Below are 19,119 nucleotides of genomic sequence, written 5' to 3' on the forward strand. Positions count from 1 at the left end.
TTATTCTTAAAGCTGGAATCAGTGTAATATCACTGTTCCAGCTTTTTTCTGTTTACCTATATAAATCTGATTGAAAAATTTGCAGTAAGTATCAATTAGGCGTTCCCTTGGGAATTTCTTTCCCGCCATAAGAAAATACTTAGCAAGGCTACAGCCAGCCAGGCAATGGTGCCGGCAAATTCCCCCACTGTTCCGTATAGGGGAAGAACCAGGCCCAGCAGACTCAAGCCGGCCAGAATGCCCGGCCATTTCCAGGTTGATGCTGTCGGCCGGTTGAGCGATGGCGTGGCAACAGAAGAGCGTTCTATTTTTTCACCTTTCCTGAGCCACCCCAGCAGACCGGAGAGAATAACAAAAATGAGCGCGATATCCAGAAGAGCCCATAGAATCTTTAAAATAAGCAGTTCGTGATTGTGGATGTGCAGTTTCAGCATATAGCCGGCAAAAAACAAATAATCCGGTAAAGGTTTGGTGAAATATTGCGGCTCCATACCTTTTCTGTCCGGGATAAAAACAAGCTGCCCCAGAAAGTCCAGCGGATTCTCTGTCGCCGGTGTAATGTAGAAAATATAAGCCGCCGGCGATTGCCTTCTATCCGGTAAATCAAGCGAAAGGATCACATCGTCAGGAAAGGCTTCCATTACAAAAGTTTTGGCTTCAGCCAGGGAAAGATGTTTTCCCGCCGCCGGAGCTGACTGCCAATAGTCCTTCACCGCCGTCTTCGAATCCTGAATATACAAACCGTAGCTGAGTGAAAAAATAACAATAACAACGCCGCTAAAACATAAAATAATTGCCCAAACAGCCGTTGCAATGCCCAAAAACTTGTGCCAGCCAAACCACCGCTCCCGCCAACTGCGCTTGCCAATAAGGGCAAAGGGGCTTCGCCTCATAAACGGCCCGTAAAGCACGCAGCCGGACACAACCGAGACCAGGCTCAAAAAGCACATGAAGCCTAAAAACACCATCCCGCCCTTGCCCATACCAAGATACATATGCAGACGATGCATCTCATGCATGAATTCAGCCAGCCAGGGATATTTTACTTTCTCCTGATGCCAGGGCTGCAGGGTATGGTCTGACGGATAATAGGCAAGCTGCTCGCCGCCCATGCTTAACCGGGCAGCGACCGGCTTGTTGCTGTCTTTGTCCTGAACCCGAAATAGTATTCTTCCCTCATCGGGCTGAACCGAAATACTTCGTATCGACTTGCCGGAATAGCCTTCCTTCACTAATTTTTCCCCGGCGTCTACTTCCCTCCAGATTTGCCCGTAATCTGAGGCGGGATGCATATTTTCTTTGTCTAAAAGATTAAAATCATGGATTTCCGTCTTAAATAATAACGGCAGCCCGGTAAGACAAAGCAATAGAAAGAACAGCAGGCAAATGAAACCAATCCAGCGGTGAATTTTATACCAATAACGCATAATTTTTCCTCCTGACTTGAAAATAAAAAAGAGCCTTTTCCGCACACATATGCAAAGAAAAAGGCTCATGCAAAAACTGCAAACAAACCAAATCCCCCTCCCCATCACTCGCAGGTCATAGCGGCGATTGTTGAACAGGCAGTTCTCCTGACTCAGGTTCCTCGTCGGCTCACACCTTCCCAGAAATATATCCAGTGGCATCTTGTGAGCGACTCCCCTTACAGTGGCGGGACCGTGCCGGCTTGTACCGGCTTCTCTATTAAGCGCAATTGCACCTGTTCCAAATCTGTTATTTTTCTCGCTTACTATACTGCACTTTTTCTGAAATGTCAATTGGTACTTCATTAAGTATTCTTTATGCAGTAAAATTGTTGAAAAATAACAGCTTAACCTATTCCGGCAAATAGAAAAAGACCCGCACCAACCAGAGTTGATGCGGGTCTTGCTTTGAATAAAATTAACGTTTCGAGAACTGCGATGCTTTACGGGCTTTCTTAAGACCGTATTTGCGGCGTTCTTTTTCACGGGGGTCACGAGTCAGGAAGCCTGCTTGTTTCAAAGACGGGCGGTACTCGAGATCCACTCTAAGTAAAGCACGGGAAATGCCGTGGCGAATGGCGCCTGCCTGTCCGGAAGGACCGCCACCCTCTACCTTAGCCAATACATCATACTTACCAATCGTTTCAGTAAGATTTAATGGCTGTTTTACAATCAGTTCAAGAGTTTTTAAACCAAAATATTCAACAAGCGGACGGCCGTTGATAATCACGTTGCCTTCTCCCGGAACCAGACGAACTCTGGCAACCGAAGTTTTTCTGCGGCCTGTGCCGTAGTAGCTAACTAATGCCATACTCATGTTCCTCCTTTCCGGTATTATCTAATATCAAGTTCCAGTACTTCCGGTTGTTGAGCGGCATGCGGATGCTCAGCACCTTTGTACACGTTCAATTTACGGTACATTTGACGTCCCAGGCTATTCTTCGGCAACATGCCTTTAATAGCGATTTCCAGGACTCTTTCCGGCTTTTCAGCCAGCATTTTTCCGGCAGTGGTGAAGGTAGTACCTCCTGGATAACCGGAATGACGGAAATATGTTTTTTGGATCAATTTTTTACCGGTAAACGCTACCTTAGCTGCGTTTACTATGATGACATGATCTCCTGTATCAACATGCGGAGTAAAAGTCGGTTTATGTTTTCCGCGAAGAATTTTGGCTACTTCAGCGGCTAATCTACCTACAGTCTTGCCTTCAGCATCTACAACATACCATTTACGTTCTACGTTGGCTGCGTTTGCCATAAATGTTGTTTTCATAGTATCCCTCCTTGTTGCAAAAGTTACGGGTTGGTTAGATTCTGAACCTGAATTCCGGGGCTAATGGAATACATGGCATAAATCTCATAAAAACATTTTAATCAATCTGACTGGTAAAGTCAAGGATTATCGAGGGATAATTTGCATTTTTTATCAGAAATGCTCTTTCTTCTTGGGAAAATGAAACATTAATACTATTCGACATGAATACCATTAATGTTTCTCCTGTGCAATTAGTACCTGGTCAACATTAATCCAATGAATACTGGCGGTCTATTTTCCCCACCGTTTCGTTGTCGTCAGTCAACATACTAACGGTATGCCTCCTCCCCTCACCTCGCGCTGCGAAAAATAGCCTCGCCATTCTCTTACTGTTTTAAGACCGCCGACACTAGTATAACAAGTTTTTGAGCGGCTCTCGTTATCGAAAGCCGCTCAAAGATGAAACTTCCCTCATGACGCTCCATAAGTGCTCATTTATAATATATTAAACAAACCTCCGACAACGCCGACTACAACCATCAACATAATGATTCGGACCGATGTCCATTTCTTTTGCAGCAAACCATACACACCCATCGTAGCGGCCAGCGGCAGAATATGGGGCAATATCGCGTCAAACAGGCTTTTCTGCAGCGAGAACTCCGCCCCCGAAGTGGTGATGGTCAGACCGCAGGTCACTTTAACATAGTTTACGATCAGTCCGCCCATAACCATGCAGCCCATGATAGAGGCACCCTTGAGCAGTTTATTCAGTATCCCTCGCTCGAGGAAATCCATGATGGCATCACTGCCCGCATGATAGCCAAACATAAAGTTTCCCACGGAGAGAATGTAGGTGATGGCGAACATGACCACCGCGTAAATTACTGCACCCCATATATTTCCGGTCCCGGAACGGGTGATATCAATACACAATGCCAGAAGAATCGGAATCAGAACGCCCTGATAGATAGTATCGCCGATGCCCGCCAACGGACCCATCAAGGAGGTTTTTATATTGGTGATAAACTCGTTCGGAATCTCCTTGCCCATTGCCTTTTCTTCTTCCAGCGAAATGGCCAGGCCGAGAATACAAGAACCGAACTCAGGATGGACGTTAAAAAATTCCATTTGGCGCGTCATCAGATCAATCTGCTTTGCTTTATTATTCGGATACAGATATTTCACAACCGGGAGGAATGTATGGGCACACGCCATCCCCATCATACGTTCGTAATTATAGCAGGTTTGAACCCAAGTTTCCCAAATCAGGGCGGCTCGGATCAGAGCGTTTTTTGGAATTAGCTTCTGTTCGTTGTTAACCATGCTGTCCCACCTCTCTTCAGTCATCGTCCGGATCGTAGTCCGGATCGTAGTTCTCGGAGGATGCACCGCCAGCCGATGCTGCCGCCGGAGTCATATTACCAGTTACCTGAATATAGAGGATCGCCGCCAACAGTCCAAGGATACCCTGCTCAATCAAGGTCAGCCCGGAAACTGTGGCAATCATAAATCCTAGGAACAGGAAGATACGCGCTTCACCTTTGAAGATATACTGCAAGGTAATCGCAATACCAAGGGCAGGCATCAATCCGCCGATAATCTGGAAGATTTGCAGCGGCTTTCCTGCACACATTTCAATAAAGGATTGAATATAATTTGCACCGAAGTAAGCCGCAAGTGTACAGGGAATAACACATATCACCGCGGAGAAGATCTGCGGGAGGATTATATTTGACAGGTATAGCCGATTAAACTTCCCCTCGGCAACCCACCGGTCACCCAGGTGAACAAAAACAGAGTCAATGGTCATACGCAAATACCATACAATCGTACCTAATAGTCCAAGCGGAACTGCAATCGCCAGTGCCGTGTTTGCATCGAGATGGCCGGTGATTGCATACGCAGTACCCAGAACGCCGGCCAGTGCCATATCCGCAGGCATCGAACCGCCGGCGGAAATAAAGCCTAAATACACCAGATTGATTGTGCCGCCAACGACAGCACCGGTAACCGGATCCCCAAGAATCCAACCGGTTAGGAATCCGCAAACCAACGGCCTTTGCAGTGTCCATAAACCCACAAAAGGCAGATTGGCTTCGGCCAGCCAGTACAGGATGCCGCACAAAATTGCCGTCATTAAAGTCATAGCTTCCTCATCCTTCCTTCTTGCTTTTTTTTCTTACAAACTCTCACAGACCAAAGTTTTCCTTAGCTTTTTTGAGCGCGCCGTCAATTTCGACGACACCCTGCTCGGGAACAAGTTGATAGTACACACGCACGCCGGCTTTCTTGAGCTCTTCACAGGCGAGCACCTCGTCCGGACTGAGCGCAACGTTGTTGATAAACGGCTGCCGTTCGCCACGGATACCGGCACCTCCCAGATTCACCTCCTTCAGCGGAACACCTGCCTTAACTAATCGGTTGAAGGTAATCGGAGTTTTGGCCAGGATAATGATCCGCTCGCCCTCCACGCCGGGAACCATCAGCTTTTCCGCCGCCTTTTCAACACCATAGACAATTACCTTGGTGCCGACCGGTGCCAATGCCTTAACCACCCGCACATTGAAAGCGTCCTTTACTACCTCGTCGTCCACAATCATGATGCGATTACCTTGCATTGTCGGCGTCCATGCAGTCACCACTTCACCATGAATCAGGCGGTCGTCTACGCGAGCCAATACCACATTTCTCATACTTAATCCTCCTCCTCTTCTTCTTCCGTCGACTCCTCCAAAATTTTCCCAACATCTGCAAAGCTGCCCTCTGCTGCTGCAATCGTGGCCTCACAGATATCTTGTGCCGTTACATCTTCCCTGTCACGCATCAGCAAAGCTGTCATGAGCATCGCGAGGTTGATTCCCGTAATGTGGAATATATGATGCTCACGTGTCAACGATACAACTGCGTTAAACGGAGAGCCATGTATGAGCTCACTCATAAAAATGATATTTTCAGAGCCATACTGTTCGATTTCTTCCTGCAGTTTTTCGTTCAAATCAATCACCGATTGCTCGGGATATAGGCTGTGAGCAGCTATGTTCTTCTGCGGCCCAAGCAGCATCTGAACCGTATTCAGCATACCCTGGGACTGTTCCCCGTGTGATACCAAAACAACACGGAATTTGGGACTGTCCATCAGCGAATCATCCTTTCCTTGTCTATTTTCGTGTAGCATGGCTTATTTCGTTATCATCATACCATGCCTGCCTGAATGAATTGCACAAAGATATTGCGGCTAAATCCCGAAATTCACATCACCCCTAATCATACACTTTCCTGCCATAAGGCCAAAAAGATTTGTAATCATTTTTCGTAATTCTTGCTGCATTTCGATTTTCACGTTTTCGCCATTATGCGCAAAAAACCGAACCCAACAATTATATTTTTAATGATATACTTACTATCATGGTATACTTACTACAATATAGTGTAGTCTAGTGAGCAGATTGTTTAACGGAAGCCTCGGTTTACTCACCGTTATTAGGAAAGCAGGGTATATTCATGTTGAATTTGAATTTACGAAAACTTGAAATTATTTTGGAGCTCTGTGAGAATGCTGAAAGCTGGGTTACCGCATCTCATTTTGCCAAGAAACAGCAGGTCAGCTTGCGCACCATTCAAAATGATATCAAGGAAATAAAAAATGAACTCACAGCCGCATCCTGTGTAGAATTTCAGGCGGCTCCCCGTAAGGGATGCCGCATCACCATCACCGATGATGCAGCATTCCCTGCATTCAAGGATTTCTACTATAAGCAGTTCACCTCGTCATCGATGTATCAAAACGGCAGAATCAATCAGATTCTGCTGCTGCTTTTAGAACAGCACCGCGCCATGTCCCTGTATGATCTCGAAAGCCAGATATATGTCTCACGCTCGACCTTGCTCAACGATTTGAAATATGTGTCGGAGATTCTCGAAAAATATGGCCTTGAGCTTCTGCGCAGTTCCAATAAAGTGATGATCGACGGCAGTGAGGTGAGCAAGCGGTTGTGCATTCTGGATCAGAATTTGGTGATCACCAATGCCACTGAAATTTTTTCCGGAAACAACGATAACAGCACCATGGATCGAATCAAGAACATCCTGGTAGAAACCTTTGTATCCTTCAAGCATCCGGTCACCGAGGCCACGCTGAATAATACGATTGTGCAAATCTATGTTGCCCTGCACCGTATGCAATCTTGTTTTTTCATTACGCCTACGGACCTCAAAATCACCGAAAATCTGGCGCCGGAATGCGAAATTGCCACCGAGGTCTACCAGCGTATTTCCGAGGTGTTTTTCATCCGTATTCCCGAAGCGGAAATCGACTATTTCGCTCTTTATATGAAGGGGCAAGGGGATTTTGGCAACACCGATGTGATTTCCACCGAGGTGGATCATCTGGTACTGGAAGCCCTGAAGGAAATTAATGAGGCCCATGATATTGATCTGACCAACAATTTAAAGCTGCGCATTGCGCTGGCACTCCATACCGCTCCGCTGATTGTACGGATTAAATATGATATGCAGCTCAAAAATCATCTCGTGGATTATATCCGGCAGGCCTTCCCGCAAGGATTTGATTTGGGCATTTATTTTGCGGCCTATCTGCAAAAAATCTTCCATAAGCGTGTATCGGATGAAGAGATTGCCTTTATCGCTATCCACCTATACAGTGCGCTGGTGCAAAAGCAGAAGGAAGATGGCACAAAACGCATTTTGGTCATCTCGTCCATGCGGCAGAGCGAGAATATTCTACTGCGTCAAACCTTGCTCAACTGGCTGTCGGACGATATTGCCGAGCTGGCTTTCATATCGCCAACCGAAATGTCTGAGTCACAACTGGATCTTTATGACATTTTTCTGACGACGGAAAAGGGAGCATCTTATGATATGGGCCTCGCGTTTTACATCAATGCCTTTCCTAACCAGCAGGACTATCTCAATCTAAAACTAGCGGTAGACGGCTTCAAAAACATTGACGATATCGTCTCGATTTTCTATAAGGATCTATTCTTCGTCAGTCACGGAGAAAATCGAGAAGCCATTTTAAGTCGTCTCTGCCAGAGTGCAACAGCGCATTTTCATATCGAAGACGGTGATTTGCAGAATGCCGTATTACAGCGTGAGCAGCTTGGCAGCACCTTTTTCGGCAACGGCATAGCCGCACCACATCCGATTTCTGCAGTTTCACCTGATTCCTTTGTGGCCGTTGCGGTTTTACCGCAGCCGGTTGAATGGGATAAAGACAAAAATATGGTGAAACTGGTACTCATGATTTGTATCGGTAAGAATAATACTAAGGCGTTCCACCTGTGGAATTATCTGTCCACCGTCTTTGCCAATCGTTATTTCGCAGAACAACTAATGGTCAATCCGAGCTATCAGAATTTTGTTCGTTTACTAAAAGGGACCATCGTTGAAAATTCCAAAACGAAATGAGGGCTTATCTGATGACTGTGAACCAAGCAATCCTTGCCGTGCAAGGTAAGCCGGTAGGCATGCTGAATCGTTTCTCCAGCGGCTATGCCGAGTCATTGCTCCTGCCCGGTGAAACGGTACTAGCTGCTGCTGAGGCAAATATTCGGACAGGACGTGGGCACTATCCCGGCATTGTAGTCATTACCGATCAACGCATCCTGGCAGTCTGCGGTCTTCCCGGTATCCGGCGTTCCATAATTCTTCAACGAAATGAGTTGGAGCAGTGTGCGGAGACCAGCACACTACTTCAATATCGCGCCTCCTTTCTTACCCGCACAGCCACCTTCAGTATGTCTGTCAGCCCCGATGTGGGCGAAGCCTTTTCTGCCTATATTGCTCAAATCAACGGCGAGGAATTTGAAGATATCCAACTGGATACAGGCAATAGCATTCTCAATCCCAAATTGCTCCGCAACCTAAAACGTAACAAGCTACGCCGTGAACGGGAGAAGGCTCGCACCACTGCCAGAGATGTATAGCTTCATCGCGCAGAGGCGGAAAGTCCGGTACAGCATGACGCTACGGAGTCGCCACCAAGCGAGGCGCCGTAATTTCAACTATTCCAAAACCAAGTGGAATAGTTTAGCCGCGCTGACAATTTGTTGAAAATATAAACAACGAGGGCAAACGCCCTCGTTGTTTCATTGTATGCCATTAACGAGATTTACTCGCAGCAGCAATACCTTCGGCCATCAAGCCATGCTGAGTTAACAGTTTTAAAATCCCTTAGCTGTTTACAAAATCGACAACTTTTTGCGCAAGTACTTCCGTGAGTCCCAGATCGGCTATCATGGACAGCATAGTGTACCGGGCCCGTGTTTCTTTGGCATATACCAGCGCATTGTAAAGACGCCCGGAATCAAACCCAATTTGTGCCGGAGCATAAGGCGCATCCAGACTTTTCAGAATTTCAATCATACGGGCTGCGCTGGGCATATTGTCATCCATTGTCTTGACGATGGCATCCCAGTTTTCCTCAATCGCATCAATCCGGGCAAGTCGGCCGGCTACCTCGTTCTTCCTGGTGTCATGTTCGAGTGCGATAATCGAGTTGGCAGCTGCGCCGTAAATCCTGGTAATATTCTCTTCCCATGCCGCCTGATCATACAGCTTCGCGTTGGCGCGCGCTGTCGCAAAGTCCGGTCTGGATTCACGCAGAAACTCGGTCATTTTCAGAATCATAACGGTCCCCACAGCAACCTTGGTGCCATGGAGTACCGGAATTTTCCCCTCCTGTAGTTCCAGTGTTTCCCAGAAGTGGCACACATGATGCTCACTACCTGCCGCCGGCCGGGAGTCACCAATAAAGCTCATGGCTACACCAGTGAGGACCAGCCCCTCCATAATATCGCCAATAACCTGTGGGTCACGGCCAGCCACCTGATCCGCGTTTGACAATACATTTTCAATGCACCCGGTCACCAGATTCACAATCGCATCACAATAATATTCGCCATTTACCAGTTTGGAAATACGCCAGTCATTGAGGCAGGTGAATTTCCCCAATAAATCGCCCAAGCCTGCCGAAACCATGCGCGGCGGTGCCCCGCAGAGAACATCGGTATCACCGATAATGAACAGCGGAGTCTGCGCCGGAATCGTAACCTTCATGCTATTGATAATTAGCGCAGCCCCGGAGGAAGCAAAGCCATCCATCGGAGCTGCGGTGGCAACAATGGCGTACGGAACTCCCATCTGATAGCTGAAGAAACGGCACATATCATTGATAGAACCCGTACCAACGGCAACGACCAAATCACATTCCCGGTCGGCATCAATCATCAATTCACCCAAAGCCTTCTCATCGGGGATAAACCGTTTCCCCGTAAAAATATGTGCCTTTGCTTTGATTCCGGCCTCTTGCAGAATTTGCATTACCTTTTCTCCGGCTATGCCATAGGTGATTTCATCACAGGCAACGAACAGCTTCCGAAAACCGTACTTCTTCACATATGCCGGCAAGGTATTCATTGCCTTGGCGCCAACTGTAACGCCTTCCAAAGCTGTGGAGTGAGTCCTGCCACAAGAACATAGAAATGGGTTGCCCAGATAATCTGCGAGTTTGCGAGCATTCGCCATAAATATTACCTGCCTTTCAAAAATAAGATATCGTGAGGATTGTTGTGCGAATCGCACCTTTTGAACTGAATCTATACGTTCTGCTCTCCTCAGCCTGTTCTTATCTTATCAAAGCAGAATGAACCTAAAAGCCAAATATTTTGCATACGGAAAACGTAATTTAAGGATAACCGATCGGCAGCCATAACATGTTTGACGGCAATAGCAGGTAAATAAAAATAAACGAACTGCGTAATTTCCCGAAAATCCGCAGTTCGTTCCTAATTGTAAAAAGTATAGAATTACGAAATGACAGCAAAGGAAGCTCCCTTGCTGTCATTTAATAATATACCTCTTTCAGATAAAGCCCCTGGGGTGGTGCCGTAATCCCCGCCTGATTACGGTCTCTGTCCGCCAAAATCCGGGCGAAATCAGCCTGTGAGCGTTTCCCGGCCCCCACATCAACCAGTGTTCCGACCAGATTGCGGACCATGTGGTATAAAAAGCCGGTTCCCCAAAAGGAAAGTTCAATGAGCTCCCCCGTCGGGCGGCAGGCTGCTTCCAGAATAGTGCGCACCGGATTGCGTTCCGGACCGCCGGCCGCCTGAAAGGCGGAAAAATCATGGGTTCCCACAATGAGCTGAGTGGCTTGGTGCATAGCGCTGTGATCCAGCGGCTGACGGATATGCCAGCTATACTGACGATGGAAGGGGTTGGCAACAGGCTGGCAATAAATATGGTAAACATATACTTTGCTCTGTGCACTGTAGCGGGCATGAAATTCGGCCGGCACCTCACAGGCTTCCCGTATCACAATGTCCGGCGGTAGCAGGCCCTGCATAGCGGCCGGAATCCGTTCGGTTGGAATGCCGCCGGTTCCGGTAAAGAAATTAACTACCTGCCCGTAAGCGTGCACGCCGCTGTCGGTCCGCCCGGCGCCGGTTATTTTGACCGGATGGCTGCAGAGTATCTCCAGCCGCTCTTCCAGGATGGCCTGAATGCCGCAGGCATTGGCCTGCCGCTGAAAACCATGATAGGCAGTACCGTCATAGGCAACTGTCAGTTTAATATTGCGTTCCCCGGTCGCCGGTTCGTTAAAAATGACATCCTTTCTCACACCGGTCCTCCCTTTCAAACCGCTGCCAGCGAGGCACCAAAATTTAGTCGCAGCACGGTTACTGCAAGCAGCAGCAATACAATAACGCCAAAGGCCATCAGGTCTCCGCCAGTAAAGGCAAGTTCCTTCATCCGGGTCCGCTGTTCGCCACCGCGATAGCAGCGAGCTTCCATCGCGGTAGCCAGCTCGTCGGCCCGTCGAAAAGCACTGACAAACAAAGGCACCAGCAGCGGAATCATATTCTTGCTGCGCTGCACAAGGTTACCGGAGGTAAAATCAGCTCCCCGCGCCGACTGGGCTTTCATAATGCGGTCGGTTTCATCCAACAGGGTGGGAATAAACCGCAGGGCAATGGTCATCATCATCGCCAGTTCATGGGCCGGCACACCGAGCCTTTGAAAAGGTTTCAACAGACGCTCGATAGCATCGGTCAGGGCGATCGGTGATGTAGTGAAGGTCAGCAGGGACGATACCACAATCAGCAGCATCAGACGGCCTGTCATCAATATGCCCTGAGCGATTCCCTCACCGGTGACTGTAAACGGTCCGGCAGCGGCAACCGGATTCCCCGGTGTGGAAAAAACATGGACCAGAAACGTGATAACCAGAATCATCCACAGTGGCTTGACTGATTTCACCAGCATGAAAAAAGGAATGCCGGACACCCAGGTGATCACAAGAATAAAGAGCAGAAAAACAAGATAGCAGGAGTAATTCGTTGCTAAGAGAATCGCCGAAATAATCAGCAAAACTGCGATAATTTTCGTCCGGGGGTCAAGGCGATGCACCGGCGACTGACCGGGGAAATACTGCCCCAGTGTAATATCTGTCAGCATGGTTTGTTCCTCCTTAACGCGGCAGCAATCGTCTCAATGCCTTCCGGCACGGTAATAACCGTATCCTCCACCGCCAATCCCCGTTTTTTTAAGCTTTGCAGCAAGGCGGTAATCGGCGGCACCTCCACGCCGGCCTGGACCAAAGCCTGCCGTTGCTTGGTGAAAATGTCCCGCGGTGCTCCGTCCAGGCATACCTGCCCTTTCTGCATAACAATCAGGCGGGTAGCCATTTCGGCAATTTCCTCCATATGATGGGTAACCAGGATAAGGGTAAGGCCTGTTTCCCGGTATAGCTGCTTAATATGAGCAAAGATTTCACTCCGGCCCTTAGGGTCCAGACCGGCCGACGGTTCGTCCAGAATCAGATAGCTGGGCTGCATGGCAATGACGCCGGCAATAGCCACCCGGCGCATCTGACCGCCGCTTAATTGAAAAGGCGAACGTTTGGCATAGCTGTTAAAATCCACATTGACAAAAGACATGGCCAAGCGTACCCGGTTTTCCACTTCCGCTTCGCTCAGCCCCAGATTGCGCGGCCCAAAAGCAATGTCGTCAAAAATAGTTTCTTCAAACAATTGATGCTCGGGATATTGAAAAACCATACCGATTTTTCGCTTGGCCTGCAGGATCTGCGGTCCTTTTCCCTTGAGGTTCACGCCTTCTAACAGCACTTCACCGCTGGTGGGTGACAGAAGACCGTTCAGATGCTGCAGCAGCGTCGATTTGCCTGAGCCTGTATGACCGATAATTCCAATGCATTCGCCGGGTTTAATTTCCAGATTGATATCGGCGATAGCTGTGCGTTCATAGGGAGTTCCCCTCATATAAATATGCGTAACCTGATTCAGTACTATGGACATAATGCCACCGCCAATGCTTCATTGGTAATAATTTCACCGGGAAGCTTCCAGCCTTTTTCCCTGAGGCGATGGGCTACTTCCGCCGCTACCGGTACATCCAGACCAATTTTTTTCAATACGGCCACCTGACTGAATACTTCGGCCGGACTGCCATCCAACTGGATACTCCCCTGATGCATGACAATGATCCGGTCAGCCGTAACGGCCTCTTCCATAAAATGCGTAATATAAAGCACCGTCATCCCTTCCTCGCGGTGCAGCTTGCGCACAGTGGACAGAACCTCACTGCGTCCCTGTGGATCAAGCATGGCCGTCGGTTCGTCCAGCACCAGACAGCTAGGACGCATGGCCAGCACGCCGGCAATGGCAATTCGCTGTTTCTGACCGCCCGACAGCAGGTGCGGTCCGTGCTGACGGTACTCGGTCATACCAACCTGGGCCAAGGCTTCCTCTACCCGCCGGGAAATTTCCGCCGGCGGCAGTCCCAGATTCTCCGGCCCAAAGGCCACATCTTCCTCCACCAGCGTTGCTACAAGCTGATTGTCGGGGTTCTGAAACACCATGCCTACCGTCTGCCTGATCTGCCAAAGTTGCTCCGGCTGACGCGTATCCATACCATTGACAAAACAACAACCCGCTGAGGGTTGCAGCAGGGCATTCACATGGCGAGCCAGGGTGGACTTGCCCGAACCGTTCGTGCCAATGACAGCAACAAATTCTCCCTTGGCGATGGTCAGATTGATATTTTTTAAGGCGTCTACCCGGTTTCCTTCATTATCGGTATAGGTGTGCCCCATATTCTCCAGCGTAATAAAAGCCTGCATATTCCTCTCTCCCAGTCTCAGCAATTCAATTCATTGGCTGTATCTTCGTGAGTTCGGCGCTCGCCTGCTCAAACTAATTGTATTGAGCAAACGAACATCGACACCGCGAAGCGAAACAAAGACGACCAAATGGTCGCCTTCATTTTTCACCTGATCTCTCCGATCATAATAGAACGGACTAAGGCTCATGCCCGCGTCCTAAGAGACTTGGCTATGCCAAGTCTTTTTCTTATACCAATTCGAGAATTGCCATCGGTGCAGCATCGCCGCGACGAGGACCAAGTTTCATGATGCGGGTGTATCCGCCCTGGCGTTCCGCATACTTCGGTGCGATGGTATCAAACAGTTTTCTAACAACATCTTCATCCATGAGGTACGATAATACCTGGCGACGCGCATGCAAATCGCCCCGCTTGGCTAAAGTGATCATTTTTTCGGCTAAGCCGCTGATTTCTTTAGCTTTTGCTTCGGTAGTCTCAATACGCTCATATGCAAAGAAGGAAGTTAAAATACTGCGAAACAGTGCTTTACGTGCACTGGAGTCACGTCCTAATTTTCTATAAGCCACATTCTTCCCTCCCCTACTCTTCAGCTTCGGTTAGTGCCAGACCAAGTTCAATCAATTTCTTTTTGACTTCTTCCATTGATTTGCGTCCGAGATTACGAACTTTCATCATATCCTCTTCAGACTTTTGAACCAGTTCTGCCACAGTATTAATTCCAGCCCGTTTCAAACAATTGTAAGAACGTACCGAAAGATCCAAATCCTCAATGGTCATTTCCAAAGTCTTGGAAGCTCCCTCTTGCGGCGCTTCGGTAAAGGTTCCTTCCGCTCCTTCATCTTCCGTCGGAATGCCTGCCATGTTCTGGAATAATTTTAGGTGAGCTATCATAATACCCGCAGCTTTGCTTACTGCTTCCTCGGGTCTTATGCTGCCATCGGTCCACACTTCCAATGTCAACTTGTCGTAGTTCGTCACGTTGCCGACACGTGTATCGGTAGTATTGTAATTGACCCGTTGGATAGGCGAAAAAATGGAATCAATGGGAATAACGCCGATCACATGTTCAGGTTTTTTGTTCTTATCAGCAGAAACATACCCGCGACCACGCTCTACGGTGATTTCCATCTTCAGTGAACCGCTGGCATCGACGGTAGCCAAATGTATATCCGGATTCAGTATTTCCACGTCAGCATCAGTAACGATATCCGCAGCGGTAACCTCACCTTCACCGGTAAAATCCACCCGTAAAACTTTTGGCTCGTCTGTATGCATTTTTATGCACAGTTCTTTGAGGTTTAAAATAATGTCGGTAACGTCTTCCCGCACGCCGGGAATGGTAGAAAATTCGTGAAGCACCCCTTCGATTTTCACCGAAGTAACCGCTGCCCCATGAAGCGATGAAAGGAGAATACGGCGCAAGCTGTTGCCCAGCGTAGTTCCATATCCCGGTTCTAATGGCTCACAAACAAATTTTCCATAACGACTGTCTTCACTGATTTCTACTATCTCGATGTTCGGTTTTTCGATATCGTTCATCCGAAAAAGACCCTCCTCTTTGCGCACTGCTGAAGTTACGCTATAACCCACGGCTGAGGGTAAATTAAAATTCGCACTACCTACAGTTGTTATCTGGAATATAACTCGACGATAAGATGTTCCTGAATCGGGATGTCAATTTCCTCACGATTGGGGTAGCGTACTACTTTACCGCTCAAATCCGCCGCTGAAAGTTCCAACCAGGCCGGAACGGTCTTGCTGGCAATGCCTTCAGCCATTTCTTTCATAATCGGTGATTCCTTGCTGGATTCTTTTACTTGGATGACATCATCGGCTTTTATCTGATAAGAAGGGATATTTACCCGGTGGCCATTCACTGTAAAGTGTCCATGACGAACTAATTGTCTTGCCTGGTTGCGGCTGCTGCCGAAACCCAGACGGTATACAACGTTGTCCAATCTTCTTTCTAACAATACCAGTAAGTTTTCACCGGTAATGCCTTTCTGACGGTCCGCTTTGTCAAAATAAGTGCGGAACTGACCTTCCAACACACCGTAAGTACGGCGTGCCTTTTGTTTTTCCCGCAGCTGGATGCCATACTCGGAAACTTTCTTCCGACCTTGACCATGTTGACCAGGCGCATAGCTGCGTTTGGAGAACGCGCATTTGTCGCTGTAACATCTATCACCTTTTAAGTACAGTTTGACGCCTTCGCGGCGGCACTGTCTGCAAACAGGTCCTATATATCTAGCCATTCTTTATTCAGCACCTCCCAAAATCCTTATACTCTTCTCCGTTTAGGCGGACGGCATCCGTTGTGGGGAACCGGTGTGCAATCTTTAATCAGATTGACTTCCAATCCGGCAGCCTGCAGCGACCGGATGGCAGCTTCCCGTCCGGCGCCAGGGCCTTTAACAAATACTTCGATTTGTTTTAAGCCATGTTCCATCGCTGCTTTGGCAGCAGTTTCGGCTGCCATCTGTGCAGCAAAAGGAGTGCTTTTGCGCGAACCTCTGAAACCAAGGCCACCTGCACTAGCCCAGGAAAGCGCATTACCCTTTGTATCGGTAATGGTAACGATCGTATTATTGAAGGTCGAACGGATGTGGGCTACACCATGCTCGATATTTTTACGTTCTTTTCTTTTCGGTCTAACGACTTTTTTAGCAACCACTCTTTATCCCTCCTTTACGCTTTCTTCCGTTTCGCGCCAACAGTCCGTTTCGGACCTTTGCGGGTGCGGGCGTTGGTTTTCGTACGTTGTCCCCGGACAGGCAAGCCCATACGGTGACGTTTTCCCCGGTAAGAACCGATCTCAATCAAACGTTTAATGTTGAGCTGTTCTTCACGGCGCAAGTCGCCTTCTACTCTGTAATCCTTGTCAATTGCCTCACGCAACTGAGCTACTTCTTCCTCGGTAAGATCGCGCGTGCGAGTATCAGGATTGATTTTTGTAGCTGCTAGGATTGTTTTCGATAAAGTAAGTCCGATACCATAAATATATGTTAATGCAATTTCAATTCTCTTATCGCGCGGTAAGTCTACTCCGGCAATACGTGCCATCTATACATGCACCCCCTTAACCTTGTTTTTGCTTATGCTTAGGATTTTCACAAATCACCATGACATTGCCATGACGTTTAATAACCTTGCATTTTTCACAAATGGGTTTGACCGACGGTCTTACTTTCATTTGCTTCTTCCTCCTTGAGTCTGTTTTAGTGCTACAGCAACGGGTGCTGTATACTTAAAACACCCTCTGCAAATTAATTTTATATACCTATCTTATTTAAAACGATAAGTAATTCGTCCGCGTTTCAAATCATACGGTGTAAGCTCTACTGTTACTTTGTCGCCAGGTAAGATCCGGATAAAATTCATGCGGATTTTACCTGATACATGTGCCAGTACAATATGCCCGTTTTCCAGTTTAACCTGAAACATGGCATTTGGTAAAGCCTCAACGACCGTACCTTCTACTTCAATTACGTCTTGTTTGGACACAAACTGTCCCTCCTCGTCCGCTTATCACAAAATATCCGGTTCACAAAAACAAGCAATAGCCTGACGAACAGCTTCGTCAGTAACTGTCTCGCCTTCAGCAAGTTTCTTCGTCAGTACCGTAGCAACAGACTGTAAAACTTTGACATGCCGGATGTTTTTCTTTTTAGGTTTGGCAATCGGATGGTTGCGACCATTCGCTACATAAATGTAAGATGAACTGTCAATTGCGACCACTAGATAGCCAGTGCCATGATCGCGCCCGGCAATACTTGTTACTAGTTGGCCTAGAACGATCTGTTTATCGTCTAGCACAGCCGCGCCTCCTATAACTTGGTCAAAATTTCCGGTCCGTTATCCGTAACGGCAATGCTGTGTTCGAAGTGTGCAGAAGGTTTTTTGTCAAGCGTTACTACTGTCCAGCCATCATCGAGGGCCTGCACTTCATAAGTGCCCACGTTGATCATCGGTTCTATTGCCAGTGTCATACCGGATTTTAATCGTGGACCGCGGCCAGGACTACCGTAATTGGGAATTTGAGGGTCCTCATGCATATTGCGTCCAATGCCATGCCCAACGTAATCGCGAACTACACCGTAACCGTACTTTTCGGCATGAGACTGGACTGCATGGGAAATGTCACTGAGACGATTGCCTGCTATGGCCTGTTCGATCCCTTTATAGAGCGACTCTTCCGTAACCTTTAGGAGCTGCTCCATTTCCGCGTCGACTTCACCGACAGGCACCGTAATCGCGGCATCCCCATTATATCCATTAATTACCGCTCCAATGTCAATACTTACATTATCTCCGCTTTTTAACTTTCTTAATCCTGGAATTCCATGTACTACCTCTTCGTTTACCGAAGCACAGATGTTGCCAGGGAAGCCGTGATATCCCTTAAAAGCGGGAATCGCGCCACGGCTTTTGATATATTTTTCGGCGATTTGATCCAGTTCCAGGGTAGTAACTCCCGGTTTGACGGCCTTTTTGATTTCAACGAAGGTCTCTGCGACAATCTGACCGGCATCGCGTAAATAACCGATCTCTCTGTCCGATTTAAGAATAATCATGATGATTGTCCCCGCAGACAGTTGATAATATCGGCAAGCACCTTGTCGATATGCTGACATCCGTTGATTTCACAATACAGCCCTTGAGTCCGGTAGTAACCAATCAAAGGTTCCGTCTGGTCCGTATAAACACGCAGGCGATTGGTTACTGTGTCTTCACTGTCGTCGGCACGTTGATACAATTCACCGCTGCATTTATCGCAGGAACCGTTTACCTTGGACGGATTAAAGGCAACATGATAGGTCGCCCCGCAGCTCTTACAGATCCGTCGCCCGGTAATCCGGCTGACCAATTCTTCCGTTGGAACATTGATATTTACCACACGGGTCAATACAATTCCCAGATCCTTCAGCGTATTGTCAAGCGCATTGGCCTGTTCCAGCGTACGCGGAAAACCGTCTAAAATAAAACCCCGACGGCAATCCGGTTTTGCCAGGCGTTCCTTGACAATACCGATGGTCACCGCATCTGGTACCAGCTGTCCGGCATCCATGCAGGCTTTCGCCTGTTTGCCCAGCTCGGTACCTTCTTTTACTGCTGCCCGGAACATATCGCCGGTAGAAATGTGAGGAATCTTAAGCTCCTCTACCAGTTGTACCGCCTGGGTCCCTTTTCCGGCCCCCGGCGGTCCCATCAATAGGATATACATCGACTT

At 48.0% G+C, this 19,119-nt stretch carries 24 protein-coding genes and 1 riboswitch; of the genes, 2 read left to right on the forward strand and 22 right to left on the reverse strand.

The genetic code is table 11. The features are described from left to right. Nucleotides 1-95: 95 nt before the first annotated feature. The 7 genes from BMW43_RS12665 to BMW43_RS12695 all read right to left on the reverse strand — a co-directional run bounded on the left by BMW43_RS12665 (nucleotide 96) and on the right by BMW43_RS12695 (nucleotide 5,862). Nucleotides 96-1,532: a PepSY-associated TM helix domain-containing protein gene (locus BMW43_RS12665; protein ID WP_091748165.1), complete on the reverse strand. Its 1,437-nt coding sequence runs from the start codon at nucleotides 1,530-1,532 to the stop codon at nucleotides 96-98. 15 nt (nucleotides 1,533-1,547) lie between these two features. Then, nucleotides 1,548-1,721: riboswitch (cobalamin riboswitch) on the reverse strand. Between the two features lie 163 nt (nucleotides 1,722-1,884). Beyond that, the gene (gene rpsI / locus BMW43_RS12670; RefSeq protein ID WP_091748029.1) at nucleotides 1,885-2,277 is read right to left on the reverse strand and encodes a 30S ribosomal protein S9; all 393 of its coding nucleotides are present in this window, start codon (nucleotides 2,275-2,277) and stop codon (nucleotides 1,885-1,887) included. A gap of 23 nt (nucleotides 2,278-2,300) precedes the next feature. Next, a complete protein-coding gene (gene rplM, locus BMW43_RS12675; RefSeq protein ID WP_091748032.1) occupies nucleotides 2,301-2,741 on the reverse strand; it encodes a 50S ribosomal protein L13 in 441 nt (146 codons plus the stop codon). A gap of 477 nt (nucleotides 2,742-3,218) precedes the next feature. Next, nucleotides 3,219-4,049 carry a PTS system mannose/fructose/sorbose family transporter subunit IID gene (locus BMW43_RS12680; RefSeq protein WP_218140677.1) on the reverse strand — a complete coding sequence of 277 codons (831 nt, stop codon included), beginning with the start codon at nucleotides 4,047-4,049 and terminating at the stop codon, nucleotides 3,219-3,221. Between the two features lie 16 nt (nucleotides 4,050-4,065). Further along, entirely contained in the window at nucleotides 4,066-4,863 is a 798-nt protein-coding gene (locus BMW43_RS12685) for a PTS mannose/fructose/sorbose/N-acetylgalactosamine transporter subunit IIC (protein ID WP_245732435.1), read from the reverse strand. 52 nt (nucleotides 4,864-4,915) lie between these two features. Beyond that, nucleotides 4,916-5,419: a PTS sugar transporter subunit IIB gene (locus BMW43_RS12690; protein ID WP_091748041.1), complete on the reverse strand. Its 504-nt coding sequence runs from the start codon at nucleotides 5,417-5,419 to the stop codon at nucleotides 4,916-4,918. 2 nt (nucleotides 5,420-5,421) lie between these two features. After that, the gene (locus BMW43_RS12695) at nucleotides 5,422-5,862 is read right to left on the reverse strand and encodes a PTS sugar transporter subunit IIA (RefSeq protein WP_177173590.1); all 441 of its coding nucleotides are present in this window, start codon (nucleotides 5,860-5,862) and stop codon (nucleotides 5,422-5,424) included. A gap of 365 nt (nucleotides 5,863-6,227) precedes the next feature. On the opposite strand from BMW43_RS12695, the gene BMW43_RS12700 reads away from it, so the two are divergent. After that, complete coding sequence (locus tag BMW43_RS12700; protein ID WP_091748047.1) at nucleotides 6,228-8,153, forward strand: BglG family transcription antiterminator; 1,926 nt, start codon at nucleotides 6,228-6,230, stop codon at nucleotides 8,151-8,153. Nucleotides 8,154-8,164: 11 nt separating this feature from the next. After that, entirely contained in the window at nucleotides 8,165-8,671 is a 507-nt protein-coding gene (locus tag BMW43_RS12705) for a hypothetical protein (protein WP_091748050.1), read from the forward strand. 247 nt (nucleotides 8,672-8,918) lie between these two features. On the opposite strand, the gene BMW43_RS12710 is transcribed toward BMW43_RS12705, so the two are convergent. The 15 genes from BMW43_RS12710 to BMW43_RS12780 all read right to left on the reverse strand — a co-directional run bounded on the left by BMW43_RS12710 (nucleotide 8,919) and on the right by BMW43_RS12780 (nucleotide 19,113). Further along, a complete protein-coding gene (locus tag BMW43_RS12710; RefSeq protein ID WP_091748053.1) occupies nucleotides 8,919-10,271 on the reverse strand; it encodes a sn-glycerol-1-phosphate dehydrogenase in 1,353 nt (450 codons plus the stop codon). Between the two features lie 319 nt (nucleotides 10,272-10,590). Next, nucleotides 10,591-11,367 (reverse strand): tRNA pseudouridine(38-40) synthase TruA, encoded by a 777-nt coding sequence (gene truA, locus BMW43_RS12715; RefSeq protein ID WP_245732437.1) that lies wholly within the window; start codon nucleotides 11,365-11,367, stop codon nucleotides 10,591-10,593. A gap of 14 nt (nucleotides 11,368-11,381) precedes the next feature. Then, a complete protein-coding gene (locus BMW43_RS12720) occupies nucleotides 11,382-12,203 on the reverse strand; it encodes an energy-coupling factor transporter transmembrane component T family protein (protein ID WP_091748056.1) in 822 nt (273 codons plus the stop codon). Then, entirely contained in the window at nucleotides 12,197-13,063 is an 867-nt protein-coding gene (locus BMW43_RS12725) for an energy-coupling factor transporter ATPase (RefSeq protein ID WP_091748059.1), read from the reverse strand. Before BMW43_RS12725 ends, BMW43_RS12720 begins: the two co-directional genes overlap by 7 nt. Next, nucleotides 13,054-13,887 carry an energy-coupling factor transporter ATPase gene (locus BMW43_RS12730; protein ID WP_091748062.1) on the reverse strand — a complete coding sequence of 278 codons (834 nt, stop codon included), beginning with the start codon at nucleotides 13,885-13,887 and terminating at the stop codon, nucleotides 13,054-13,056. The genes BMW43_RS12725 and BMW43_RS12730 overlap by 10 nt, the downstream gene beginning before the upstream one ends. Nucleotides 13,888-14,116: 229 nt before the next feature. Beyond that, a complete protein-coding gene (rplQ, locus tag BMW43_RS12735) occupies nucleotides 14,117-14,455 on the reverse strand; it encodes a 50S ribosomal protein L17 (protein WP_091748065.1) in 339 nt (112 codons plus the stop codon). Nucleotides 14,456-14,468: 13 nt separating this feature from the next. Further along, nucleotides 14,469-15,428: a DNA-directed RNA polymerase subunit alpha gene (locus BMW43_RS12740; RefSeq protein WP_091748068.1), complete on the reverse strand. Its 960-nt coding sequence runs from the start codon at nucleotides 15,426-15,428 to the stop codon at nucleotides 14,469-14,471. 89 nt (nucleotides 15,429-15,517) lie between these two features. Then, nucleotides 15,518-16,144: a 30S ribosomal protein S4 gene (rpsD, locus tag BMW43_RS12745; RefSeq protein WP_091748071.1), complete on the reverse strand. Its 627-nt coding sequence runs from the start codon at nucleotides 16,142-16,144 to the stop codon at nucleotides 15,518-15,520. 26 nt (nucleotides 16,145-16,170) lie between these two features. Beyond that, on the reverse strand, nucleotides 16,171-16,563 hold the full coding sequence (gene rpsK, locus BMW43_RS12750; RefSeq protein ID WP_054259365.1) for a 30S ribosomal protein S11: 393 nt from the start codon (nucleotides 16,561-16,563) through the stop codon (nucleotides 16,171-16,173). A gap of 14 nt (nucleotides 16,564-16,577) precedes the next feature. Then, entirely contained in the window at nucleotides 16,578-16,952 is a 375-nt protein-coding gene (gene rpsM, locus BMW43_RS12755; RefSeq protein ID WP_091748074.1) for a 30S ribosomal protein S13, read from the reverse strand. Between the two features lie 16 nt (nucleotides 16,953-16,968). Further along, the gene (gene rpmJ, locus BMW43_RS12760; protein ID WP_054259363.1) at nucleotides 16,969-17,082 is read right to left on the reverse strand and encodes a 50S ribosomal protein L36; all 114 of its coding nucleotides are present in this window, start codon (nucleotides 17,080-17,082) and stop codon (nucleotides 16,969-16,971) included. 92 nt (nucleotides 17,083-17,174) lie between these two features. Next, nucleotides 17,175-17,393, reverse strand: coding sequence for a translation initiation factor IF-1 (infA, locus tag BMW43_RS12765; RefSeq protein WP_091748077.1), 219 nt, complete (start codon nucleotides 17,391-17,393; stop codon nucleotides 17,175-17,177). Nucleotides 17,394-17,417: 24 nt separating this feature from the next. Then, nucleotides 17,418-17,705, reverse strand: coding sequence for a KOW domain-containing RNA-binding protein (locus BMW43_RS12770; RefSeq protein WP_245732438.1), 288 nt, complete (start codon nucleotides 17,703-17,705; stop codon nucleotides 17,418-17,420). A gap of 11 nt (nucleotides 17,706-17,716) precedes the next feature. Then, the gene (gene map / locus BMW43_RS12775; protein ID WP_091748079.1) at nucleotides 17,717-18,463 is read right to left on the reverse strand and encodes a type I methionyl aminopeptidase; all 747 of its coding nucleotides are present in this window, start codon (nucleotides 18,461-18,463) and stop codon (nucleotides 17,717-17,719) included. Next, complete coding sequence (locus BMW43_RS12780; protein WP_091748082.1) at nucleotides 18,460-19,113, reverse strand: adenylate kinase; 654 nt, start codon at nucleotides 19,111-19,113, stop codon at nucleotides 18,460-18,462. Before BMW43_RS12780 ends, map begins: the two co-directional genes overlap by 4 nt. Nucleotides 19,114-19,119: the final 6 nt, after the last annotated feature.

Source organism: Propionispora vibrioides (assembly GCF_900110485.1).
Classification (GTDB): domain Bacteria; phylum Bacillota; class Negativicutes; order Propionisporales; family Propionisporaceae; genus Propionispora; species Propionispora vibrioides.